The sequence below is a fragment of the Marinobacterium rhizophilum genome (assembly GCF_024397915.1).
Lineage (GTDB): Bacteria > Pseudomonadota > Gammaproteobacteria > Pseudomonadales > Balneatricaceae > Marinobacterium_A > Marinobacterium_A rhizophilum_A.
Genome location: NZ_CP073347.1, coordinates 5,127,902 through 5,151,614, shown reverse-complemented (window position 1 = coordinate 5,151,614; position 23,713 = coordinate 5,127,902). Strand labels below are relative to the sequence as shown.

The 23,713-nt window shown below is 61.8% G+C and carries 24 protein-coding genes; 7 read left to right on the top strand and 17 right to left on the bottom strand.

The window, feature by feature from the left end; genetic code table 11:
* Positions 1-2: 2 nt before the first annotated feature.
* The 3 genes from mmsB to chvE all read right to left on the bottom strand — a co-directional run bounded on the left by mmsB (position 3) and on the right by chvE (position 3,872).
* Positions 3-1,214 carry a multiple monosaccharide ABC transporter permease gene (gene mmsB, locus KDW95_RS23255; RefSeq protein ID WP_255854128.1) on the bottom strand — a complete coding sequence of 404 codons (1,212 nt, stop codon included), beginning with the start codon at positions 1,212-1,214 and terminating at the stop codon, positions 3-5.
* A 13-nt stretch (positions 1,215-1,227) separates the two neighbouring features.
* Positions 1,228-2,751 (bottom strand): multiple monosaccharide ABC transporter ATP-binding protein, encoded by a 1,524-nt coding sequence (mmsA, locus tag KDW95_RS23250; RefSeq protein WP_255854127.1) that lies wholly within the window; start codon positions 2,749-2,751, stop codon positions 1,228-1,230.
* 62 nt (positions 2,752-2,813) lie between these two features.
* Positions 2,814-3,872: a multiple monosaccharide ABC transporter substrate-binding protein gene (chvE, locus tag KDW95_RS23245; protein WP_255854126.1), complete on the bottom strand. Its 1,059-nt coding sequence runs from the start codon at positions 3,870-3,872 to the stop codon at positions 2,814-2,816.
* A 161-nt stretch (positions 3,873-4,033) separates the two neighbouring features.
* Here chvE and KDW95_RS23240 point away from each other — a divergent pair, with 161 nt between their 5' ends.
* Positions 4,034-4,978, top strand: coding sequence for a LysR family transcriptional regulator (locus tag KDW95_RS23240; RefSeq protein ID WP_255854125.1), 945 nt, complete (start codon positions 4,034-4,036; stop codon positions 4,976-4,978).
* 21 nt (positions 4,979-4,999) lie between these two features.
* Here KDW95_RS23240 and KDW95_RS23235 read toward each other — a convergent pair whose 3' ends face one another.
* Together KDW95_RS23235 and KDW95_RS23230 are read right to left on the bottom strand one after the other, a co-directional pair.
* Positions 5,000-5,236 carry a thioredoxin family protein gene (locus tag KDW95_RS23235; RefSeq protein WP_255854124.1) on the bottom strand — a complete coding sequence of 79 codons (237 nt, stop codon included), beginning with the start codon at positions 5,234-5,236 and terminating at the stop codon, positions 5,000-5,002.
* Between the two features lie 16 nt (positions 5,237-5,252).
* Positions 5,253-6,239 carry a permease gene (locus KDW95_RS23230; protein ID WP_255854123.1) on the bottom strand — a complete coding sequence of 329 codons (987 nt, stop codon included), beginning with the start codon at positions 6,237-6,239 and terminating at the stop codon, positions 5,253-5,255.
* A 336-nt stretch (positions 6,240-6,575) separates the two neighbouring features.
* On the opposite strand from KDW95_RS23230, the gene KDW95_RS23225 reads away from it, so the two are divergent.
* The gene (locus KDW95_RS23225) at positions 6,576-8,258 is read left to right on the top strand and encodes a VRR-NUC domain-containing protein (RefSeq protein WP_255856566.1); all 1,683 of its coding nucleotides are present in this window, start codon (positions 6,576-6,578) and stop codon (positions 8,256-8,258) included.
* Between the two features lie 103 nt (positions 8,259-8,361).
* Here KDW95_RS23225 and KDW95_RS23220 read toward each other — a convergent pair whose 3' ends face one another.
* The 7 genes from KDW95_RS23220 to hemH all read right to left on the bottom strand — a co-directional run bounded on the left by KDW95_RS23220 (position 8,362) and on the right by hemH (position 10,902).
* Complete coding sequence (locus KDW95_RS23220) at positions 8,362-8,496, bottom strand: hypothetical protein (RefSeq protein ID WP_255856565.1); 135 nt, start codon at positions 8,494-8,496, stop codon at positions 8,362-8,364.
* A gap of 130 nt (positions 8,497-8,626) precedes the next feature.
* Entirely contained in the window at positions 8,627-8,761 is a 135-nt protein-coding gene (locus KDW95_RS23215; RefSeq protein ID WP_255856564.1) for a hypothetical protein, read from the bottom strand.
* Positions 8,762-8,891: 130 nt separating this feature from the next.
* Complete coding sequence (locus KDW95_RS23210) at positions 8,892-9,026, bottom strand: hypothetical protein (RefSeq protein ID WP_255856563.1); 135 nt, start codon at positions 9,024-9,026, stop codon at positions 8,892-8,894.
* 130 nt (positions 9,027-9,156) lie between these two features.
* The gene (locus tag KDW95_RS23205) at positions 9,157-9,291 is read right to left on the bottom strand and encodes a hypothetical protein (protein WP_255856563.1); all 135 of its coding nucleotides are present in this window, start codon (positions 9,289-9,291) and stop codon (positions 9,157-9,159) included.
* A 130-nt stretch (positions 9,292-9,421) separates the two neighbouring features.
* Positions 9,422-9,556: a hypothetical protein gene (locus KDW95_RS23200; protein ID WP_255856563.1), complete on the bottom strand. Its 135-nt coding sequence runs from the start codon at positions 9,554-9,556 to the stop codon at positions 9,422-9,424.
* 102 nt (positions 9,557-9,658) lie between these two features.
* Positions 9,659-9,793: a hypothetical protein gene (locus tag KDW95_RS23195; protein ID WP_255856562.1), complete on the bottom strand. Its 135-nt coding sequence runs from the start codon at positions 9,791-9,793 to the stop codon at positions 9,659-9,661.
* An 83-nt stretch (positions 9,794-9,876) separates the two neighbouring features.
* Entirely contained in the window at positions 9,877-10,902 is a 1,026-nt protein-coding gene (hemH, locus tag KDW95_RS23190; RefSeq protein WP_255854122.1) for a ferrochelatase, read from the bottom strand.
* Positions 10,903-11,425: 523 nt separating this feature from the next.
* Here hemH and KDW95_RS23185 point away from each other — a divergent pair.
* A complete protein-coding gene (locus KDW95_RS23185) occupies positions 11,426-11,641 on the top strand; it encodes a TIGR02450 family Trp-rich protein (protein WP_255854121.1) in 216 nt (71 codons plus the stop codon).
* A gap of 8 nt (positions 11,642-11,649) precedes the next feature.
* Here the strand turns inward: KDW95_RS23185 and KDW95_RS23180 are convergent, their stop codons facing one another.
* Both KDW95_RS23180 and KDW95_RS23175 read right to left on the bottom strand, forming a co-directional pair.
* Positions 11,650-12,534 carry an alpha/beta fold hydrolase gene (locus KDW95_RS23180; RefSeq protein WP_255854120.1) on the bottom strand — a complete coding sequence of 295 codons (885 nt, stop codon included), beginning with the start codon at positions 12,532-12,534 and terminating at the stop codon, positions 11,650-11,652.
* Positions 12,535-12,897: 363 nt separating this feature from the next.
* Positions 12,898-14,130, bottom strand: a complete 1,233-nt coding sequence (locus KDW95_RS23175) for an OprD family outer membrane porin (protein WP_255854119.1) — start codon at positions 14,128-14,130, stop codon at positions 12,898-12,900.
* Between KDW95_RS23175 and KDW95_RS23170 the strand changes: the two genes are divergently transcribed.
* From KDW95_RS23170 to KDW95_RS23160, 3 genes are read left to right on the top strand one after another with little or no spacing between them, the layout of a single operon-like run.
* Positions 14,114-14,470, top strand: coding sequence for a hypothetical protein (locus KDW95_RS23170; RefSeq protein WP_255854118.1), 357 nt, complete (start codon positions 14,114-14,116; stop codon positions 14,468-14,470). The two genes, KDW95_RS23175 and KDW95_RS23170, sit on opposite strands and share 17 nt — an antisense overlap.
* Positions 14,471-14,498: 28 nt before the next feature.
* Entirely contained in the window at positions 14,499-16,718 is a 2,220-nt protein-coding gene (locus tag KDW95_RS23165; RefSeq protein ID WP_255854117.1) for an eCIS core domain-containing protein, read from the top strand.
* Between the two features lie 33 nt (positions 16,719-16,751).
* Positions 16,752-17,156, top strand: a complete 405-nt coding sequence (locus KDW95_RS23160; protein WP_255854116.1) for a hypothetical protein — start codon at positions 16,752-16,754, stop codon at positions 17,154-17,156.
* A 151-nt stretch (positions 17,157-17,307) separates the two neighbouring features.
* Here KDW95_RS23160 and KDW95_RS23155 read toward each other — a convergent pair whose 3' ends face one another.
* Genes KDW95_RS23155 through KDW95_RS23145 form a run of 3 tightly spaced genes read right to left on the bottom strand, consistent with a single transcriptional unit; the run spans position 17,308 to position 22,600 of the window.
* A complete protein-coding gene (locus tag KDW95_RS23155; protein WP_255854115.1) occupies positions 17,308-20,115 on the bottom strand; it encodes an Hsp70 family protein in 2,808 nt (935 codons plus the stop codon).
* Positions 20,116-20,120: 5 nt separating this feature from the next.
* On the bottom strand, positions 20,121-21,986 hold the full coding sequence (locus KDW95_RS23150; protein ID WP_255854114.1) for an Hsp70 family protein: 1,866 nt from the start codon (positions 21,984-21,986) through the stop codon (positions 20,121-20,123).
* Entirely contained in the window at positions 21,983-22,600 is a 618-nt protein-coding gene (locus KDW95_RS23145) for a DUF2760 domain-containing protein (RefSeq protein ID WP_255854113.1), read from the bottom strand. The genes KDW95_RS23150 and KDW95_RS23145 overlap by 4 nt, the downstream gene beginning before the upstream one ends.
* A 372-nt stretch (positions 22,601-22,972) precedes the next feature.
* Here KDW95_RS23145 and KDW95_RS23140 point away from each other — a divergent pair, with 372 nt between their 5' ends.
* Entirely contained in the window at positions 22,973-23,692 is a 720-nt protein-coding gene (locus KDW95_RS23140) for a pseudouridine synthase (RefSeq protein ID WP_255854112.1), read from the top strand.
* Positions 23,693-23,713: the final 21 nt, after the last annotated feature.

The window sequence follows — 23,713 nt, the reverse complement described above, 5'->3', positions numbered from 1 at the left end:
CCTTAGCGGGACTTGTTCTTGTTGTAGACATCGAAAATAACGGCCGCCAGCAGCACCAGACCCTTGATCACCTGCTGCCAGTCGATGCCGATCCCCAGAATCGACATGCCGTTGTTCATGACGCCCATGATGAACGCGCCGACCACGGCGCCGATAACCTTGCCGACACCGCCGGACATCGAGGCGCCACCGATAAAGACTGCAGCGATGACATCCAGCTCGAACGCCACCCCGCCCTTGGGCGTCGCGGTATTGAGCCGTGCGGCAAAGATCAGCCCCGCCAATGCGGCAAGCATGCCCATGTTGGCAAAGGTCAGAAAGGTCAGGCGTTCGGTGTTGATGCCAGACAGGCGCGCCGCCTTTTCGTTGCCGCCCAGGGCATAGATGCGCCGCCCCAGCGTCGTACTGTTGGTCAGAAAGGTGTAGGCCGAGATCAGCACCGCCATGGTGATCAGCACGTTCGGCAGACCGCGATAGGTCGCCAGCAGATAGGAGATAAAGATGATGGCGCCGGCAATCAGGGCGTTCTTGGCCAAAAAGAAGCTGAACGGCTCGTCTTCAATACCGAATTTCATCGCCCGAGAACGCGAGCGCGCCGCCAGAATTACGATCGCGGCGGCCGCGAGCACGCCCAGCATGATGGCCGTGACGTTGGGCCGCCCGACGCCGAACAGGTCCGGCACAAAGCCGGTGCTCAGCAGCTGAAAGTTCTTCGGAAAAGGACCCACCGACTGCCCGGCCAGCAGCGCCAGCGTCAGGCCGCGAAACACCAGCATGCCGGCCAGGGTGACGATAAAGGACGGAATCTTCCAGTAGGCAATCCAGTAGCCCTGGGCCGCCCCGATCAGAAATCCGACCACCAGGCAGACCGGCACCACCACCAGTGGCGGCAGGTTCCATTCCACCATCATCACCGCCGCCAGGGCGCCGATAAAGCCCACCACCGAGCCCACGGACAGATCGATATGACCGGCCACGATGACCAGCAGCATGCCGATGGCCATGATAATGATGTAGCTGTTCTGCAGGAACAGGTTGGTCAGGTTGACCGGGCGCATCAGGGTACCGTCGGTGAGAAACTCGAACAGCAGCATGATGACCACCAGCGCCAGCAACATGCCGTAGTCACGCAGATGGTTCGCCAGATAGGCGCCGACGGAAGGTCGTGCCTGGGGCTCCGGGGTCGTATCGTTCAGGGGTTTAGCTTGTTCCATTATTATTCTCCGCTTATGCCGTCACGATCATGGACATGATTTTTTCCTGGCTGGCCTCTGCCGCCGCCAGTTCACCCAGGAAAGCGCCTTCGTTCATGACATAGATGCGATCACAAATACCCAGCAACTCGGGCATCTCGGACGAGATCACAATCACGCCCTTACCCTCGTCAGCCAACTGGTTGATGATGCTGTAGATTTCGAATTTCGCGCCGACATCGATGCCGCGGGTCGGTTCATCGAGAATCAGTACATCGGGCCTGGTGAACAGCCACTTGCTCAGTACCACTTTCTGCTGATTACCGCCGGACAGGTTCATGACCTTCTGAAACACGCTCGGCGTGCGGATGTTCAGGGCCTTGCGGTAATCCTCGGCGATGCGCCGCTCCTGCGTATCGTCGATCACGCCGCGGCTCGATACCCCTTCGAGGTTTGCCAGGGTGGTGTTGCGCAGAATAGTTTCATCCAGCACCAGCCCAAGCTCCTTGCGATCTTCGGTGACATAGGCCAGGCCGTTGGCCACCGCCTTTTGCACCGTGGATACATTCACCTCCTCGCCCTTGAGCCGCACGCTGCCGCTGATATTCTGGCCGTAGCTCTTGCCGAACAGGCTCATGGCAAACTCGGTGCGCCCGGATCCCATCAGCCCCGCAATGCCAACCACTTCACCGGCCGCCACCTTCAGGTTGATAGCGTGAATCATCTGGCGCTCGGCCGATTCGGGATGCCAGACATTCCAGTCCGAAACTTCCAGCAGGTTGTCGCCGATTTTGGGCGTTCGGTGCGGATAACGGTGTTCCATATCCCGCCCGACCATGCCGCTGATAATGCGGGCTTCACTGATTTCTTCGTTGTGGCAGTCCAGCGTGGCCACCGCCATGCCATCGCGAATCACCGTAATGGTGTCGGCCACCCGGCTGATCTCGTTCAGCTTGTGAGAGATCAGAATCGACGAGATACCCTGCGCCTTGAACTCCAGCAGCAGATCCAGCAGCTTCTGGCTGTCGTTCTCCTGCAGCGCCGCCGTCGGTTCGTCCAGTATCAGCAGTTTTACCTTTTTGGACAGAGCCTTGGCGATTTCCACCAGCTGCTGCTTGCCCACGCCCAGCTTGCCGATATGGGTGGAGGATGACTCCGTCAGGCCGACCTTGCGCAACAGCCCTTCGGTGGTTGAATACACCTGGGGCCAGTCGATCACGCCGCGCTCGGCGATTTCGTTGCCCAGAAAAATGTTTTCCGCAATCGAGAGCTGCGGCACCAGCGCCAGCTCCTGGTGAATGATGATGATGCCTTCATCTTCACTGTCGGCAATTCCGCCAAACGCGACTGTCTTGCCTTCGTAGACGATATCGCCTTCATAAGTGCCGTGGGGGTAAACGCCGCTGAGGACCTTCATCAGGGTGGACTTGCCCGCGCCGTTCTCGCCGCACAGCGCATGGATTTCGCCACGCTGAACCTTGAGACTGACGTCGCTGAGTGCCTTTACGCCCGGGAAAGTCTTGGTGATGCCGCGCATCTCCAGAATAATGTCTTGCATAGGAATAGCCCGATCCTGCTGGCTCGCCGGAGTATCCGGCGAGCCTGGTTGCGTATAGCGGGTTACTTGATCTGATCCATGCTGTAGTAGCCGCTGCCGATCAGGATTTCTTCCCAGTTGGACGCATCTACCGGCACAGGCTCCAGCAGATAGGAGGGCACGACTTTAACGCCGTTATCGTAGGTGGTGGTGTCGTTGATTTCAGGATCGGTACCGGCCAGCACGGCCTCGACCATACCCACGGTGACGCGGGCCAGTTCACGGGTATCCTTGAAAATGGTGGAGTACTGCTCGCCCGCCAGGATGGATTTCACGGACTGCACTTCGGCATCCTGTCCCGATACCACGGGCATCGCCAGATCGGCGGAACCATAGCCCACACCCTTGAGCGACGACAGAATCCCGATGGACAGGCCATCGTAGGGCGACAGCACGCCGTGCACTTTCTTGTCGGTGTAGTGCGCCGACATCAGGTTATCCATGCGCGCCTGGGCCACAGCCCCGTCCCAGCGCAGCGTGCCTACCGTGTCCATGCCCGTCTGGCCGGAGACGATCACGATCTCGCCCGAGTCGATCAGCGGCTGCAGTACCGACATGGCACCGTTGTAGAAGAAGTAGGCATTGTTGTCGTCTGGAGAGCCGCCAAAGAGTTCGACGTTATAGGGCCCGTCGCCACGCTTTTTCATGCCGTCAACAAGGGTGGATGCCTGCTGCACACCGACCTTGAAGTTATCGAAGGTGGCGTAGTAATCCACATATTCGCTTTCGCGGATCAGGCGATCATAGGAGATGACCTTGATATCGGAAGCATGGGCGTTTTCCAGCGCATTCGACAGCGTGGTGCCGTCGATCGCGGCGATCACCAGCACATCGACCCCTTTCACGATCATGTTCTCAATCTGGGCCAGCTGGTTGGGAATATCATCCTCGGCATACTGCAGATCGGCCTTGAAGCCTGCGGCCTCGAGCTGGCTGATCATGGAGTCGCCATCCGAGATCCAGCGCGCCGAAGACTTGGTCGGCATGGAAATCCCGACATAACCCTCTGCAGCGAAAGCGGCGCCAGACAGCATGGCAGTTCCAATCGCAACGGTTGCCATGAGCTTCTTGAATTGTTTCATCAGCTTCTCCAGGTTTGCGCCCGTCCCAGCCTTAACCGAGATCCGGTGCACAGATTATTTTTATTACTGATTGAGCCTCTCCAAGATAGTTCGCGTTATGCATATCAATCAAATTCATTATTTGTAAGAATACATACCAATACTGGTATGAGGTTTGTTTTATGGAACTCGGACGTGCCAAAAATCTCAAGATCAACCAGCTGCGCCTGATCAGCGCCATCGCCGAACACGGCCAGATTCGACTGGCCGCCGATGAGCTGGCCATCACCCAGCCGGCGGCATCTCGCTTGCTGGCCGACGTGGAACAGCACCTGGACGCCCGGCTGTTCGAGCGCCACGCCAAGGGCATGGTGCCGACACTGATCGGCCGCGCGCTGGCGCAGCGGGCACACAATCTGCTAGTGGAACTGCGGGATTTGTCCAGGGACCTGGATGAACTGAAAAGTGGCGAAGGCGGCATCGCGACCGTGGGCGCCGTGACGGGTGCCGCCGTGGGATTTGTGATTCCGGCCATCAACCAGCTCAAGGCCACCTCACCCAGGGCCGACATCCATGTCAACGTGGAGGCCAGCGAGGTACTGGTGCGCGACCTGATATCCGGCAAGAACGACTTCGTGCTGGCCCGGCTGCCACAGGGTTTTAACGCCAGTGAATTCGAGCTGACGCCGGCACGCACCGAAACGGTGAAGCTGCTGGTACGGGAGGATCACCCGCTGGCGCGGGCCAATGAAGTCTTGATTGGGGATCTGACGCACTATGAATGGGTCATGCAAACCCACCGCGCACCGATTCGCGAAGCGGTGGACTCGGCCTTTCTGGAGGCCAGGACGCAGCCTCCCAGCAACATCATCAACACCACCTCCCTGCTGGCGATGATCGCCGTGCTGGTGTCGACCTCCGCCATTGCACCGCTGGCAAGTGAAGTCTCGGAGCTGCTGATCGGCAACCGCGTCGGCGCCAAACTCGCCGTGCTGCCGGTCAGGCGGCCCATCGTGCTGACGCCCTATTACCTCATGCTCGTAAAAGGCCGCCAGCTCTCCCCCATCGCCAACCGCCTGCGCGCCCTGGTCAACGCCGAGCTGAACCGTGGCCGCCGACCCTCATGAGGTTCAGGCACGGTAGCCTGATCAGGCCGCCAGCCAGCCTTCAATCGCGCCACGCAGGGGGATGGAGCCGCTGTGTACCAGCGTTTCATCGGCCACAACCGCGGGGGTGCTCATAACGCCATACTGCATAATGACAGCAGGATCGGTTTCTTTGGCTACCTGGACCTCCACACCCATATCGGCCGCAACCTGTTCGATAAAGGCAGCCGTCTTTTGACATTTGCTGCAACCCGAACCCAGTACCTTGAATGTTTTCATCGACGCTCTCCTGTATCTAGAGAATAAAGGGGGCCAGCAGGTTAAAGATCCAGCCCACCAGCGTGAAAGCCACCAGCAACAGCCAGAAGAGCATTGCCAGCAGGCGCCACTGCATAACCTGCTTGAGTAATATGAATTCCGGAAAACTGGCCGCGACCGTATTCATGCAAAACGCCAGCGTGGTACCAATCGGCAGCCCCTTGCTGATCAGGCTCTCGATAACCGGAATGATGCCCGTTGCGTTGGAGTACAGGGGAATACCCAGCAGTACCGCCGCCGGTACAGACCACCACTGCCCTTGCCCAAGGTGCTGCTCAAACCAGCCCTCCGGTACAAAGCCATGCAACGCCGCCCCCAGCCCCACACCGATCAGAACCCATTTCCACACCCGGCTGAAAATATCATGCAACTCATCCACGGCAAATCGGTGCCGCTCGGCCAGCGTCAGGCGTAAAGGCTCAGCCGTTACCCCCGCCTGGGCGGCATCGATATAGGCCTTGGCCGCAAAAGGCTGCAACAGGCGTTCAGCCCGGATCAGGTCAAGCACCGCACCGCCCAGAATGCCAACAGACATACCGACCACGACATACATCAGGGTAAACTTCCACCCCAGCAAACTGCCCAGCAGCACAATCGCCACTTCATTGATCAGCGGGGACGTCAGCAAAAAGGACATGGTGATACCAATGGGAATCCCGGCGGATGTGAAACCCAGGAAAACAGGGATACTTGAGCAGGAACAAAAGGGAGTGACAGCCCCCGACACCGACCCCAGCAGGTAGCCCGTGGCACGGTTGCGTCCACTCAGCCACTGGCGAATCCGCTCAACCCTGAGCGAGGCACGTATCAGGGCTATCAGATAGATCATCACCAGCAACAGGGCGAATATCTTGGTGGTGTCTTCAATAAAGAAATGCAGCGCATCAGCAACTTTTAACGACGGATCCAGCCCGGCCAGATCGTAAACCAGCACATCGGCCAGGTAAGTGAAAATTTCCAGCATGTTATCTCCGCCAGGCATTATGGTTAACAACAGCCGTTACCGCTGCGCCAGCCCAGTTTGGGCGACAAACCGATGCAATGCCTTGATCCAGATCAGGCCAGGGGCTTGCGGATCAGCAGCGCTGAATGTTCTTTGCGAGAAACCTTTATAGAGTAATCCCTTCCAGCCTGGCTGTGTTAAATATGACGGATAGCCACGGTGGGGTCGATATTCGCTGCACAGCTTGCACAATAGCAGCAGGCAGCACAAAGCCGTCCTGCTCTGCAGGATAAATGCCTTATCGAGTTTCCAGATCACGGATAGCCGGCACGAAAGAAGGACAACCGCTTGAAAACGATGCCCGACCGGCCGGCAACGGCCAGTCTCGACAATCCGCGTTACTACCTGCAAAACTTTCGCAGCGTCCTGCGCTGGGTAGCCGGACACCATGCCGACCTGTTGACGCCGCAGGAAGCTGTGCGACTGGCGCAATTCGAGGCCCTGCCCGAAGGGTCCCAGGCACTGCTGGTGCGCATGGTGATGCGCAAGGGGGATCAGTTTCGCGCCTCCAAACTCTCCTACACTGAGATCGGCCCGACGACAGTGGCACTGCAACCCCTTGTCAGCCAGGGCTGGGTCGATCCTCAACCGACCCTGTCGCTGGCACAGTTGTTTGCCCTGCTCACCCGGGCCGAGCTGGTTCGGTCGTTGCAGGCTCCGTTGGCGCAGGCCGGCCTGAAACGCAATGCCACCAAACAGGCCATGCTGCAGTCCCTGGCTGAGGCATCGCCGCAACCCGCCCCGCTGGCGCACTGGTGTCCCGGGATCGCGGATACCGTCGTCGCACTGCGCTCTGGCCCCCTGTTCCAGCGGCTGCAGCTGATGTTTTTCGGCAACCTGCACCAGGACTGGTCCGAATTCGTGCTGGCCGAGCTCGGCCACCAGCGCTATGAAAAACTGTCCTTGCTTCCCCAGTCGCGAGCCTTTCAGCATCGCAGTGAAGTCGACAGCTATCTGCAGATGCAGGCCTGCAGAGACCGGCTGGACGCAGGTGAAGCCCCGGCCGCTGTCTGGCCCGATATATCTCGGTCGCAGGCCCCCTCCCCCTGGCTGGAATCGCGTCGCGCGCGCCTGCTGTTCAGTCTTGGCCGCATGGCCGAGCGCGCCGGCGACTCGACACTGGCACGACAGGCCTACCGCCTGAGTACCCACCGCGAGGCCCGGTTACGGCGTCTGAGACTGGAAGAACAACAGGGCGAAGCGGAACAGGTTTTTTGCCTGGTCAGCGACGCCCTGAAAGCCCCCGCCAACGCCGCTGAACAGCTGGGCCTGGTGCGGATTCGCCAGCGCCTGGGACGGCGCCTTGGCAAGACGCTTGAGCGCCTGCCAAGGCCAGCGGCGATCCCCGAGATTGAACTGGTGCTGCCTCGGCAGGACTCGGTGGAAATGGCCGTTGTGGCACATTTATCAAGGGCCGATGCCCCCGTGCGCTATGTCGAGAACAGGCTGCTGAATGGACTCTTTGCACTGCTGTGCTGGCCGGCGCTCTATGCTCCGCTGCCCGGCGCCTTTTTCCACCCCTTCCATGCGGCACCGGCGGACCTGGATCGCGACGATTTTATCGCCAGACGCCAGACCCTGTTCGACGACTGCCTGGCCACGCTGGGCAGGGACGACTACCGGGAATGCATTTACCAACGGTGGGAGCAGAAGCAGGGAATCGCCTGCCCTTTTATTCACTGGCCGACCCTGACCCGCGAACTGCTGGACCTGGCACTGGGCTGCATCCCGGCGCAGGACCTGCAGGCCTGCTTCGAACGGCTGCTGGCAGACCTGCGGGCCCATCGCTCAGGCTTGCCCGACCTGATCCAGTTTTGGCCAGCGTCCAGCCGCTACCGTCTTGTCGAGGTAAAAGGCCCGGGGGATCGCCTGCAGGACCATCAGCGTCGCTGGCTCGAATTCTGTCTGTCCCGCGGGATTGATGTAGCCTTGTGCCATGTACGCTGGCAGGCGAGCCCGACCGCTGAGTGCGAAACATGAGTACGCCTGTGTTGCCCATACCGCAACTCAGGCGTGTCTCTATTCAGTGGGCAACGCTGTAGCGGGATATACCCAGAGACAGCACTATTGCAGCAGCGGCGCCTTATTTCAGCAGCGGCGCCTTCTCGCACAGGCGTGACAGGGCTGAAACCCAGTCCGGATGATCGTTCAGACAGGGCACCAGTACCAGCTCCTCGCCTCCGGCGGCACGAAACTGCTCGGCACCGCGATCGCCGATTTCCTCCAGGGTTTCGATGCAGTCGGCAACAGTATGCCCGAGACTGTGGACACATCAGACCTAGCCCGCCGCAGCACTGCTACATCACTACACTACGGCACTACTAAGGCACTACTTCAGCAGCGGCGCCTTATTTCAGCAGCGGCGCCTTCTCACACAGGCGGTTGAGGGCAGCGACCCAGTCGGGATGGTCGTTCAGACAGGGCATCAGTACTAGCTCTTCGCCTCCGGCGCTGCGGAACTGCTCGGCACCGCGATCACCGATTTCCTCCAGGGTTTCGATGCAGTCGGCGACAGTATGCCCGAGACTGTGGACACATCAGACCCAGCCCGCCGCAGCACTGCTACATCACTACACTACGGCACTACTAAGGCACTACTTCAGCAATGGCGCCTTATTTCAGCAGCGGCGCCTTCTCGCACAGGCGGTTGAGGGCAGCGACCCAGTCGGGATGGTCGTTCAGGCAGGGCACCAGTACCAGCTCTTCGCCTCCGGCGCTGCGGAACTGCTCGGCACCGCGATCACCGATTTCCTCCAGGGTTTCGATGCAGTCGGCGACAGTATGCCCGAGACTGTGGACACATCAGACCCAGCCCGCCGCAGCACTGCTACATCACTACACTACGGCACTACTAAGGCACTACTTCAGCAATGGCGCCTTATTTCAGCAGCGGCGCCTTCTCGCACAGGCGGTTGAGGGCAGCGACCCAGTCGGGATGGTCGTTCAGGCAGGGCACCAGTACCAGCTCTTCGCCTCCGGCGCTGCGGAACTGCTCGGCACCGCGATCACCGATTTCCTCCAGGGTTTCGATGCAGTCGGCGACAGTATGCCCGAGACTGTGGACACATCAGACCCAGCCCGCCGCAGCACTGCTACATCACTACACTACGGCACTACTAAGGCACTACTTCAGCAATGGCGCCTTATTTCAGCAGCGGCGCCTTCTCGCACAGGCGGTTGAGGGCAGCGACCCAGTCGGGATGGTCGTTCAGGCAGGGCACCAGTACCAGCTCTTCGCCTCCGGCGCTGCGGAACTGCTCGGCACCGCGATCACCGATTTCCTCCAGGGTTTCGATGCAGTCGGCGACAGTATGCCCGAGACTGCGGGCACACCAGGCAGCACCGCTACATCATTACGGCACTACTTCAGCAATGGCGCCTTATTGCAGCAGCGGCGCCCGTTCGCACAGGCGTGACAGGGCTGAAACCCAGTCCGGATGATCGTTCAGACAGGGCACCAGTACCAGCTCCTCGCCTCCGGCGGCACGAAACTGCTCGGCACCGCGATCACCGATTTCCTCCAGGGTTTCGATGCAGTCGGCGACAGTATGCCCGAGACTGCGGGCACACCAGGCAGCACCGCTACATCATTACGGCACTACTTCAGCAGCGGCGCCTTCTCGCACAGGCGGTTGAGGGCAGCGACCCAGTCGGGATGGTCGTTCAGACAGGGCACCAGTACCAGCTCCTCGCCTCCGGCGGCACGAAACTGCTCGGCACCGCGATCGCCGATTTCCTCCAGGGTTTCGATGCAGTCGGCAACAAAGGCCGGGCACATCACCAGCACCTTCTTTACGCCCTGGCGGGCAAGTTCTTCGAGGCGTGTTTCGGTATAGGGCTCGATCCATTTGGCCCGTCCCAGGCGGGACTGGAAAGACACAGACCAGCGGTCGGCGCTCAACCCCAGCTGCGCAGCAAAAGCTTCGGCACTGCGCATGCACTGGGCGCGATAACAATGCTCAAGCACTGCATCCGGTGCCGTGGCGCAACAATCGGCTGCCCCACAACAGTGGCTGCCGGTTACATCGAGTTTTTTCAGGTGCCGCTCCGGCAGGCCATGAAAACTCAGCAGCAGGTGGTCATAATCCTGCTCCAGGTGCGGCTTCGCGCTTGCGACCAGCGCATCCAGGTATTCCGGCTGGTCGTAAAAGGGCTCCAGCACCGACAGTTGCATGTCCAGCCTGCGCTCGCGCAGCACCCGCTTCGCCTCTTCTATGACCGTGGTCACGGTGCTGTCGGCAAACTGCGGGTACAGCGGCGCCAGCGTGATTTGCCTGATTCCCTGCCCGGCCAGCTTCAGCAGCTGGGTTTCAATCGAGGGCTCACCGTAACGCATGGCCAGCTCCACCGGGCCCTGCTGCCAGCGGCTTGCCATGGCCTGTTGCAGGCGCTGGCTCAGCACCACCAGCGGTGAGCCCTGCTCCCACCAGATGGAAGCATAGGCGTGCGCGGACTCTTTGGGCCGGCGAATCAGGATCAGCGACACCAGCAGGCGGCGCACCGGCCAGGGCAGATCAATCACGTAGGGGTCCATCAGGAACTGGTTCAGGTAGCGTCGTACATCCGCTACCTCGGTCGAGGCGGGCGAACCCAGATTCACCAGCAATAACGCCTGATCCTTCATGTCACATCCTGTTCCAGGGCCAAGCCGGATGACAACCGGTGGCCACGATGATTGAAATGACCCCCTGGCGCCAGAAGCGCCCGAACCGGTCCTTGAAACTGCGCCAGTATAACCGCACGGCACCGCGACCTGAATGCTCTGCCGCCGGGCCCGGAAAGGCCAGGGTCAATCGCAACATACGAATTCCGCAAAAAATCAGACCAATTCCGCGTATTTGCCGTATACCCGGTGAACCCCGCCAATGACAGCGCAAGGTAACAAGCATGTGTAGCTCTGCTGGAAACCGCCGAGGCCGGAAATGCCAGACGCGACCACCCTGTGCGAGTCCAGCAAAAAACCAGACCAATTCCGCGTATTTGCCGTATACCCGGTTAACCCCGCCAATGACAGCGCAAGGTAACAAGCATGTGTAGCTCAGCTGTAAAAATCGGTGCCGGCTTGGCCGGACATAACGTGCAGCTGCTCGACAAGCGTCGCGGCAGCGGCGAGCGCCTGCTTGCCCAGCCCCCACGGAGGTTCTGCCATGCCGCGTATTAATCCAGAAAAACTGCTGCTGTCAAAGTGGACGGCCCGCACCCCTGCAAACCGGGAGAAGCACTTCCTGGTCATCGCGCTGTACCGGGATGACGATGAGAACGTACAGGAGATCGAACTCGAAGCGGTGCTGACTAAAACCTGCCGCCGCCTGCCCTGGCAGGCCCTGAAGGACGAGGCCCGCTGGCAGATCGGCTGGAAGTAACCTGGACGTTAAGCGGCGGGCTCATCCAGCACGAAGCGCCGCAGCCGCTGATGAAAATGCGCCGGCTCCTCGACATGGGCAAAGTGGCCGGCGTCGTTGAATACCTCCAGCTGCGCGCCCGGCAGGCAACTGGCAATTTCCTGCGACATGGCAACCGGGGTCACAAAATCGTGCCGCCCGGCAATCACCAGGCCCGGCACCCTGACGGCGGCAAGGCCCCGCCTCAGGTCCATAGCGGTGGCCTCGCTACCCATAAAGGTCAGCAGTGGCGCTATGTGCACGGGCCATTGCATGCAGCGCTGCAGATAGCGTTCGGCCTCACCATCAAGCGTGCGAAAGTAGAATTTCAGCGCCCGCGCCAGGAGTCCAGTCGCCTCTGCATCGGTCTTGAAGCGGCCAGCCCACCAGTCCTGCAGCGCCGCCATGGAGTCCGTGAACCAGGGCTGCTGCTGATGGACCATCAGGGCACCGAACACCGCCTGCGGGTCGGGTATGCCACTGCCAAAACGGGCACTGGTACTGTACAGAACCAGTTTCGACAGCCCCTCTGGATACTGGCTGGCATACTGCTGCGCCACCATACCACCGTGGGACCAGCCCATGACAATGGGCTTGCTCACCCCCAAGTGCCGACGCAGTGCATCCAGGTCGGCGGCATAATCAGCCAGTGCATAACGGCCATCGGCAGGCGCCGCAGACAAACCCGAGCCCCGCGGATGCAGCACAACCAGCGTAACGAAACTGTCGATTCCAGCCGCCGTGTCCCAGGAGCGAGCATCCCAACCCGGCCCGCCGGAATGGGCAATCAGCACAGGCCCGCGCCCCCGCACGCTGTAGTGAAGGCGAACGCCATTGAGCGTTACATCATGCTCACCGGACTCGAGTGGGGCCATGGCAGGTTTCCTTGTCTGAAGCATCTGCGCACAGTATGCCCTGCCCATCGGACGGACGCACCGAAAGACCATGCGGGATGCAGTTGGGGGTTGGGGTTGGGGTTGGGGTTGGGATTGGGATTGGGATTGGGATTGGTGATTGGTGATTGGTGATCAACAGTTTTGCGAACCACGAACAGCGAACTACCACTTACGAATAACAAATTACGAATAACGAATAACGAATAACGAATAACCATTTACGAATAACAAATTACGAATTACGAATAACGAATGCCAACCTCCACCCCAGAAACGAAGAAGACCTGTACGCCGGGGAAATAGCATACAGGCCTGAAAAAGGGGCTTAGCCCAGCCGCGCGGTTACAGGATCGCGACAGTGTAGTTCAGGATCAGGCGGTTTTCGTCGGAGTTGTACGTCTCGGTAGACTTGACGTGGGCGTTGCGCCAGCGCAGCGACAGGCCTTCGACCGACTGGAAGCTGTACTTCAGCTCAACATCACGTTCCCATTCCTTGCCTTCAACACCGCCGCCGGCATCGATATTGTCGCCGCTGGTGTAACGGGTCATGAATGCCAGGCCCGGAACGGCCTTGAAGTCATAATCCACCCGTGCCTGCCAGGACTGCTCGTCAGCACGGTCAAAATCCAGCCGCTGTACGGAGTTCCAGCTGCTCAGGCCGTTGTCATCGTGGCTGAAGCCATCCCAGCTTTCTTCGTACTCGTCGCCGTTTACTGCCTGGTAGGACAGGGTCAGCTTAAGGTTGTCGACTTTGAGGCGGGCAGCAATGTTGGTCAGGTCACTTTCGTAATCCGGGCCCACGGTGCTCAGAGCGCCGGCGCCATCAGCTTCACCGTGGTAGTGGTGCAGGTCCAGCATCAGCTCGGTTTTTTCGCCCAGCTGAATCGGGTAGCTGGCGTTCACGTAGCTCTGCTGCAGCACGTCGTCGGCTTCACCGTAGGCCAGCTGAACGGCCAGGCCGTTGTCAAAGCTGTAACCGCCACCCACCACGATCACCTCGTAGTCGTTGCCATTGCTGTCGACATAGGACTCGAAGTCATCTTCGGTCTTGGAGCTGGCCTTGTCAGACCAGATACCGTACAGCTCAACACCGTTGAATTCAGCGGTGGCCAGCACAGCCTGGGTGGCGCTGGGTGTGGCACGGGAGTCGGAGTCATTGAACAGCGGCGTATCCAGCACCATGCGACCGGCCTTGATCTCGGCGTTTTCGCCCAGCTTCATTTTTACCAGAGCCTGACCCAGCTTGGTGTAGCCATCCTGGGAGCCGTCAGCGTTGGTCTGCAGCACGCCCGTACCGCCTTCGCCGCGATCACCGGACAGCTTGGCGACGGAGAACAGGGAAGCATCAAAGCCGATCAGGCCGTTGGCGTAGCCAGACTGGTAATCCAGGCGCAGCGCCTGACCCAGGGCTTCGGCATCGGCGCCGGTTTCCTTGTCGCGGTTGAAGTAGAAAGTACGGAAACTCGCCGACAGGCTATCGTCGTCGAACAGGCCGGAACCGGCGGCATTGGCCTGCAGGCTCAGGGAGGTCGCCGCCATAACGGCAGCGGTGATCAGGGTGCGCTGGAATTTCATTAAGTATGACTCCTTGCCAAGGGTGATCAAGATTCAACTGGAGGACACCATATACCTACCGGTTGGTTTAGTCCAGCATCAAGCAGGCTTTATCGGCTCGAACGGTCAATTTAAAGGCTATTTTCATGACAATGACCCCACGCACCTTGCCGCGGCTAGTAACCCAGCCAACAACACCGCCACCTGGATATCACATCCAGGCAGAGATCCGGCGGTGGCAGACCTGCCACCGCTCGCACAGGCCCTGAAAACCGAGCGCTCGCACTGGAGCCTGGCAATCGCATCAACCCGGACGACCAGCTACGCTTTAAATCTGATAGGCATGTCGCCGGGCGAGTGACGATCAACCGACAGGGAGGCGTTCAGCGATGCGAACTCATGCACAGACACCGAAAGGATCTCGGCCGACGCCCGCGATCACGCCTGCGCTCCCCCGACGCAAGCATCTGCGCCAGTGCCACCAGGTAAGCGACATCCTCAGTGCGCTGCGCGCAACCAGCAGCGAAGCATTACAACACCTTTTCAAGGAGCAGCCGGTCAAGCCCGACGCCGCTGCAAGAATGCCCCACGCCACACGCCATGGCGGCTGGGATGTCGCTGGGGAGCGCTCGCATTCGCAAGCGCCTTTTAGCAGTGTGCAGGCTGCCGGTGTACTACACCGCCACGCGGCAGGCGCCGGCCCCCTGATTGCGCCGGAAATCGTGCACGAGGTGCTGCGGGGGCAGGGTCAACCGATACCGGCCGAGGTGCGACAGGACATGGAGGCACGCCTGGGGCACGACTTTACCGACGTGCGCGTCCACACAGGCAAGCGCGCAGCAGCGTCTGCGGATGCAGTTGCGGCGGATGCCTACACGGTGGGCCGGCAGATCGTCTTTGCACAGGGCCGCTTCGATCCAGTGTCGCGGCAGGGCCGGCAGTTGATCGCACACGAACTGAGCCACGCGGCGGCGCATCCAGTGGGGGTGCCGGCACCCTCTGGCGCGCTGCGGGTCAGTACACCGACCGAGGCTGCAGAGCGGCACGCGACCAGGGCGTCGCAAGCACCGCCTGGCCCCTCCCCTGCCCCAGACACCGCAGCACCGAGCGCGCTCTTTCGCCAGGTCGCGGCCCTGGTCGGCCTGACCGGTGTATCCGTCAATCATGCCCGGGTGACGGTACCGCCGGCGGCCGGGCTGACGTTCACTGCCAGCAAGAGACCCGCCAACGCCTCGGGCGTGACAATCTCCATTGTCGGCGACAACGCGGCCATCGCGACGGGCACGACCGTCGACAGCACCACTGGCGTCATCACCGTCTCGGCCGCTCAAACTGGCGGCAGCGCGCACATAGAGGCCAGCCAGAATGCCACCGGGCCCGGAGGGGCCACGCTCACCAGCACCACGCCGGCAACGGCGCCGTTTAATTTCAACGCGATTCCGTCCGGCATTACCCGTACCAGCGCATCCACCGGTGCTACCCCGGGGTTCTACGGCGGCGACTTCACCCACACCTTTACATCGCCAGCAGGTGGCCAGGGCGCACTGGAACGCTCCCATGTCAACGAACGGTTCGCAGCCGCACGCGGCAGCCGGCTTGATCTTTCCGGCACGCTCGGCAGGATCAGAATCAGGGTCAACAACCCGAACTCGGCTAGCGCCGGCTGGGACCTGGATGCTTCGGGGACAATGGTTGCACCCGATCACGTCACCTGGTCCGATTCCACCGATGCACGTCCGTTTGTCACCAATGCGTCAAACCCGTCGCCCAGCGATTCCCTGCCCCAGGCACTGACAGCGACCCAGGATTTCCGCAACCTCAGCTTCCCGGCCCTAACCTACGGTGCAACCGCCGTCGCCTCCACAACACACAGACGCGCCATCGAAGAGCGTAGTAACCGGCTCAAGGCCGTCACCAGCGCCAATGCCAGCGGCATCAACCAGGAAATCGTCGAGGACTACGCGGGACCCACCCTATTTCGCCGCTGTCGCGCCACGCCGGCCGCCATACGCATGTCATTGCCCACGCCTCCCGGGGGCTCGCCCCCGGCAGTGGACACCACCACGATCACTGTCGATACCGAGGGGCAACCGGCAACACCCACCTTCAGTATCCGTTCGCCGGACCTCGGTTGCACGATAACGCCCGGCGGCGTCCTGACCCCCGGCACGACGGCTGGAACCGTGACTGTGCGCGCAGGCGACGCGGCCAATTTCGACGAGATAGACGTTGTCATTAATCCAAGGCCCGCGACCTTTATCCGGCTGACCAGCGCAAGCTCGGCTGCCGATATTATCCGGGATAACAGCCTGGCTGAGCGGGGCATCGACGCTGCGGCACTGGCCCGGTTAAACCCCGAGATCCAGTTCAACGGCGCAGTTGCCGCCGGCACCGTCATCTGGTTTCGTGCCCGTGAAGTCGCGGCCGCCGCGACGGGCTTTGAGGAAATAGCCGAACGCCACTTTGGCAATCGCCTGGCCTGGCCAACCCTGTGGAGTTTTAATCCGGATATCCACGACCCCGCATCAATAGAACCGACAACGCGGATACATTTGCAGTCTGAAGCGGATCAAACCCGCTTTGGCGAGGTGCCGCTGAACCAGGATTAACTCTGCATCGATCAGGAGAGGAGGGTACGCTAAATGAATGACTTCGCGCTCAAGGCCCTGGAGTTTGGGGTGCTGGGGCTCTGCGCCATTACCCTGTTGCTGGTGTTCGGTGTTTTGCAGGCCGAGCAAAAACGTGAAGGGACTCCGCGCAAGGGTATCCTGCAGGCCTCGTACGTTTTCATGGCGTTCTCGCTGGTGCTTGCGGCACTCAATGGCTATGTCCAGCTGCATGAACAGGAAGTCCCGCCAGACGCGGCACAGAATGTTGCAGAGCTTGAAGCCAGGCTGCGTACCAATGAAGACAAACTGCTGCAGATTCGCAGTGCTGCGGCCCCCATACTGAATGCCCGCAGCAACATCCTCCAGGGACTGCCGCCGGGCCCTGCAAGAGACACCCTGCTAACACTGGTAGACTCGTTGCGCGAAACACTGCAGTAATCCCCGCAGGCCGAATGCTCTGAATAATGGGCCAGCCTGCAGCCGCCGGCCCTCAATTCAAAAAGCCAACCTTCAGAAGGCTGGCACACACCTCAGCCATTCAGCAGTGCCAGCGCATGGGCATGGAGTTCTGCGTTGGCCCCAGCGACGGTCAGTCGATCAGCGTCAGCCCCAATGGCAGCTTTTCACCGAAGATCATCTGGGTTTCGGCCTCGTTCAGTTCACGGGCTTCGGCCACCAGCTCAATCCAGAGTGCGGGTGCCCTGGCGTCCTTCAGCTTGGCGATGACCCTGTCCCGCGCCTGCGGCTCCAGGTCACGACTGCGATCACCGCACAGGCGTGCCAGCATCACCGCCGCAAAGGCGATCTGCTGGTTCTTCTTCCAGTCCTCCTTCAGCAGGCGCTGCAGCCAGGTTGTCGCCACCTCTGGCGGAATCACGTTGTGGGCGCTGCGGTGAAACAGCACCCGGGCACCGATCCGCCCGAGCGCCCACCAGCTGGTCGCCGGCTCGCCCTTCTTCTCCAGCCGCTTGATCAGCCAGTTGCCGATCTGAATCTTGGTGTCCACCGGCAGGCGCTCGAGCCCTGCCACCAGCTGCACCATGTCGTCGTAGGCACGGGTCTGCAGTTCAGCCAAAAGCTTGCGGTTACGCAGCACGGCGGGGTCCAGGTAGCGGGCCATGTCATCGAACAGCTGCTGTTGCTGCTGCTGATCCAGGCCGCCGGCGGCGCGGCGCCAGAACACCCACCAGTTGCTCCAGGCCGGGTTGCCCTTGTCGAACTGCAGCCCCTGGCTGTACAGCTGCCATACCTGCTGGATACGCCAGTCATCCAGCGGATAGCCGAATCCCGGCCGCAGGCCGTAGCCCGCCAGGTTGAACCAGACCCGCTCGTGGGCGTCGGAACGACGCCGCTTTGTCTGGCCTTCCAGCACGGCGTCGAACAGCGCCCGCAACAGCGGTGTGCTCCAGCTGTCACGTTTGCCGAGAATCTTGTCCAGGTCATTGCGCAGGGTTTTGACCGCTTTGGGGTCAAACTGCTTGTTGCTCTGGCCAAAAACGCCGTCGATCAGCGCCCGGGCATCATCGAACCCCGCCGGCAGCGCGGCCTGGGCGACACTGCCGGCACGCTGACGCGCCAGGTCCCGGCGTATCTGGAACTCGACATTCCAGCGCTGCGCACTGTCGGCCAGACTCACGCATTCGATCTTCAGGGTGCCGACCTCGGTCAGGCGCGTCACCAGCTCGACCTCCACCTCGGTACTGTCGCCCTGGCTGCCGCCCGGCTCCAGCGCGGCCATCAGCGGCGGCAGATCCACAAAGCTATCACCGTCCAGCGGCTGCAGCTCACCGGCCCGGTAGGGCGTATCGGCACTGGATGACAGCAGGTGAAAGCGCACCGGCTGACCGAGGCGCAGCGCAAAGCGGCGCTCACCGAGCACAATCTCCTGCCCCTCCTCCGCGCCCCTGGGCAGCAGGCAGACTCCCTGCACACAGGCGTTCTCTGCTGCGTCCGCGCCATCCAGGCGCAGGAAATAACTGCGCGCCGAGCCCCCACCGATCTTCAGCCGGGCGCCGCGCCGCGCCAGGCCATAGGCCACGGCGCCGCAGGCCACGGCCAGGTCCGGTTGGGTATTGTGCAGCTGCTGTACCGTTTCGCCGCGCCACAGCTGCAGGGTGTCAAGCAGGCGCGCACTGATGGCCTCACTGTTGAACACGCCGCCATTGAACAGCACCGCATCGGGTACCGCATCGACTGCGGGATCAGTCAGCCCCAGGGCATCGCGACAGGCAGAACCGTGGCGGGCCAGGAACTCGGCCACATGCTTGCTGATGGCGGCATCGGCGGCATAGGGCAGCCCGAATTCCACCATGGCGTTGCGCCGCTGCTGTGGCCGATCACTGAACGGCGTCACGGGAAAGAAGCCATCCAGCGCGATGGTGCGCACATCGTCCCGGCCGAGCGCGCAGCTCTTGGCACCGCCGACCAGGGAGGCACCGACACCCAGCACCGTCACGGTGGTGCTGTCGGGCGCCTCTTCGTGCAGCAGGCGTTCCTTGGCCTTGCGCGTCTGCTGGATCAGCTGGGCCAGGCTCGCCGCCCGCAGCGCCTTGCCGCCACGGGTAATACGCTGTTCGGCGGTATGGGCCAGCGCCAGGTCGATATTGTCGCCGCCGAGCATCAGGTGGTCCCCGACCCCGACGCGGTTCAGCACCAGGGCGCCGTCCTTGATGGCCACCTTGATCAGGCTGAGGTCCGTGGTGCCGCCGCCGACATCGCATACCAGCAGCAGACGCACCTTTTCGAGCAGCGCCAGGGCCTGTTGCTGGTTCTGCGCATGCCAGTCGTAACAGGCCGCCTGGGGCTCTTCCACCAGCAGTACCGCCGGCAGGCCCGCCATGGCCGCCGCCTCCACCGTGAGCGCCCGTGCGCCTTCATCGAAGGACGCCGGCACCGTGATCACCACTTCCTGCTGTTCCAGCAGATCCGCGGGATGCTCGTGGTTCCAGGCCTGGCGCACATGGCTCAGGTAGCTGGCGCTGGCCAGCACCGGCGACACCTTGGCCACGCCCTCGGCCGCCGCCCAGGGCAGGATGGCCGCGCCCTGGTCCACCTGGGGGTGGGACAGCCAGCTCTTGGCACTGCTGACCAGGCGCCCCTCGACCCGGGAGCCGAGTTCCCGGGCCCACTCGCCCACCACCACCTGCTCCAGCTCGCCCGGCAATACCGGTTTGGGCCAGGGCAGCAAAAGGTCTTCGGCCACCAGCTCACCTTCGGTGGGGTGATAGCGAAAGGATGGCAACAGCGGCTTTTTCGCCACCTCACCGGGGGCCACCAGCTGCTCGATCTCGAATATAGCTGGGCGGGCAGCACCCGCTCCCTGGCTAATATCCGCATAGGCCACCGCCGTGTGGGTGGTGCCCAGGTCAATACCAACGATAAAGCGGGGAGACTGCATCGGTGTTATTGCCCTTCCCGCACGTCCAGTTCAACCTGCCAGCGCTGGCTGCCGTCGAGCGCGATGGCCTCCAGGCGCAGGGTGCCAAGCTCGGTCACGCGGGACGCCAGGCTCACCGGGATCACGTCACCGGGCGTGCGCCCTTCCAGCGGCAGCTCCGCCTGGACATCTGGTAGCGCTTCGAGCTCCTGCGGCTCCCAGTAATCCAGCAGCATGCCCGCTTCATCCTCGCGCCTTGTGGTGGAGCCGAAGAAGCGAAAACGCACCGGCGCGCCGACCACCAGGCCAAACTCCAGCCCGGGCACGCTCACTTCACTCCCCTCTTCCATGCCAAAGGGCGCCACGCAGAGCGCCTGCAGCGGCGGCTCCATACCCGGAATCGCCGGCATCGCGCTTTCGATACCCACGTAGTAGGCGCTGGCGATACCGCCGCGGATGCGCACGCCCTGGCCCCGGCGTACCGAGCCGTAATAGGCCGAACCGCGCGCCACGGCCAGGTCCAGATCCAGCCCCGGCAACAGGGTTGCCTCGGGGGATCCGGCCTCGCGCAGCCAGCCATTGATGATGGCCATGGTGCGATCGGCCAGCAACGGCGCCTTCAGAACACCACCGTTGAACAGCACCCGGGTGGGGCGGATAAAGGCATCCCCCTCTGCGCTGCCCGCATCGGTCTCGAACAGCTCGCTGGCGGCGTCGTGCTGGCGGCTCAGGAAGGCCGCCAGGTGGCGCGAAATGCCGGCGTCCTGCGCATAGGGCAGGCCCATGCGGGTCAGGGCGCTGCGGGTTTGCTGGGCCGGGTGCTCATCAATGGAGACCTCGGGGAAAAAGCCTTCCACCAGGGTTTGCTGCACTTCCTCGCGGGTCAGTTCCGTGCGCAGGGTGCCGCCGAGCAGCTTGGAGCCCCGGCTCGGTACCGTGATTGGCATGGCATCGAGCTCCGGATTGGCCAGCAGGGCTTCCTTGGCATCGCGACAGCCATGGGTAATGCCCTGAATCTGCCAGGGCTGCAACTGGGTGCCCTGCTCAGCCAGCTTGGCCTTGATGCGATAGGCCAGGGCCAGATCCATGTTGTCGCCGCCAAGCAGGATATGATCACCCACCGCAACACGATTGAGTTCCAGGTTGCCGTCGCTTTCGGTCACGGCCACCAGGGAAAAGTCGGAGGTACCACCGCCAATATCCACCACCAGGATGATATCGCCCAGGCCCACCTGATCACGCCAGGCGCCCTTGCTGGCTTCGATCCAGCTGTACACGGCGGCCTGGGGCTCTTCCAGCAGTGTCAGGTGGCGAAAGCCCACCTGGCTGGCGGCCCTGGCGGTAAGCTCCCGCGCGGCGGGGTCGAAGGACGCCGGCACCGTTAGGGTGACATCCTGCTCGCTCAGCGGGGTATCGGGGTACCAGTAATCCCAGGCTTCGCGCAGGTGCTCCAGGTACAGGCCGGTGGCATCCAGCGGCGAAACCCGGGGTACTTCGGCCGGGCTGTTGAGCGGCAAGAAAGCAGAATGACGATCGACATCACCGTGGCACAACCAGCTCTTGGCGCTGGACACCAGCCGGATCGGGGTCTTGCTGCCCAGATCCCGCGCCAGGGTACCCACAATTACCGGTGCCTGCGCCCAGGGCAGCGCGATTTCGTCCGCACCCAGCTCCGACTCATGGGCCTGGTAAAGGAAGGACGGTAGCTGCCATTTTTCATCGATGGTTCCGGGCGCGGTCAGCTGCGGAATCGGCATGACTTCCAGCTGCGGGTCGGCATCGGGCTGCGCCTGTGCCGCCTGCAGGTCCACGTAGGACAGCACACAGTGGGTGGTGCCCAGGTCAATGCCCACGGCATAGCGGCTGGCATTGCTGTTCTGTTCGCTGCTCATAGCTCCACCTCGGCCGGGGCGATCACGCGGGTATCATGGCCGGCGGCAAGCTTGGGCAGTTTGACCTCGGTCACTTTCCAGCCCCGGTGCACCAGGGTGCCGGTAAAGGGTGCCGTACCCACCACATTGCCGGTCAGGCGCACTTCCTGGGCGTTAAAGCCCTCGGCCAGGGTGACACGACTTTCTTCATCTTCAGTGCGCACCGGCTCCAGCGTGAAGTAGCTGTTCAGCGCCTTCTGGCTCCCCTCGTGCACGACGCGCGCGGCGGCGCCGATATCGGCATCGGAGAAGCTGCCCAGGTCTTCACGCACGAAATCGACAAAACGCGCTTCCTGCTGCAACAGGGATAACAGCTGCAGCGCGGTGTCCGGCGTGATGGCTTTCAACTGTGCCGCCGCCTGGGGCGCGGGCTTGCTGGGCGCGGCAGGTTCAGGCGCGCTTGCCACCTTAGGCGCGACCGCTGGTGCCGGGGTCGACGCCTTCGCATCAGCAGCGTCGGCCGTGCCGCGGGTGCCCTTCGCCTGCCACAAAATCAGTAAAATCAGTGCCAGCACGGCAAGGCCAAGATGCCCCGCATCCAGAGTCGTCGGCATCATTGTCAGATTAAAAGTCATTCCAAGCTCCTGTAAGTATTCAAATCCCGGGCACCAAGGGCGCACATTGTACCCAAACAGACTCGGTGCGTTGAGGTTTGATTATCCATCACCAAACACGCCGGCATTATGACGCTGGCCGACAAGGCGCCGGTCACCACATTACGTACGTCTAAACGCAGCAATAACCAGGCCACCGCGCCCTGGACATGGCTGGAAACCCGCCTGCCAACCCGGCGAAACCGGGCGCTTGCCAGGGCAGGCCCTGCGGGTTATGCGCCGTCCCCGTGACAGCGTTAAGCCAGCCGACCAAGGGCCAGGCAGCGCCATCTCTTGTTTCTCGCGGCCATCCCCGGATAATACCCCTCCCTGCCATTCCCACTGTTGCCTGCCATGCGCCTGGACAAATTTGTTTGCAAAAGCACCGAACTCAGCCGATGCGAGGCCGCCCGCGCCATCAGCCGTGGCGAGCTGAGCGTAAATGGTGCAGTGGTGACTCATGCGGCCACCCAGGTGCATGAAAACAATACCGTCATGTTCAGGGGCCAGCGGCTGACGGCACGGCCCTTTCGCTACATCCTGCTGCATAAGCCCGCCGCGACCCTGTGCTCCAACGTCGACGAGGCCTATCCATCCATCTTCAACCACATCGACGTGCAGAACCCCGGCGAGCTGCATATTGCAGGCCGCCTGGATGCCGATAGCACGGGGCTGGTACTGGTCACCGATGACGGCCGCTGGTCGTTCGAGATCATCCGGCCGGACAAGGCCTGCAGCAAGCGCTACCGCGTGGGGCTGAGCTACCCCCTTGCCGATGATGTTGCCCAGAAGTTTGCCGATGGTCTGCAGCTGCAGGGCGAACAGAAGCTGACCCGGCCTGCGACACTGGAGGTGGTGAGTCCGAAGGAAGTGCTGCTGACGATCACCGAGGGCAGGTTTCACCAGGTGAAGCGCATGTTTGCCGCCGTGGGCAACCGGGTGCTGTCACTGCATCGCGAGCGCATTGGTAGTGTTCAGCTGGATGTGGACGTCGGCCAGTGGCGCTACCTGACTCGGGACGAGGTGTTGTCGTTTACAGAGCCGAACAGACAACCCGCTGCCGTAGCGATATAGGCAATGGCAGATATAAAAAAG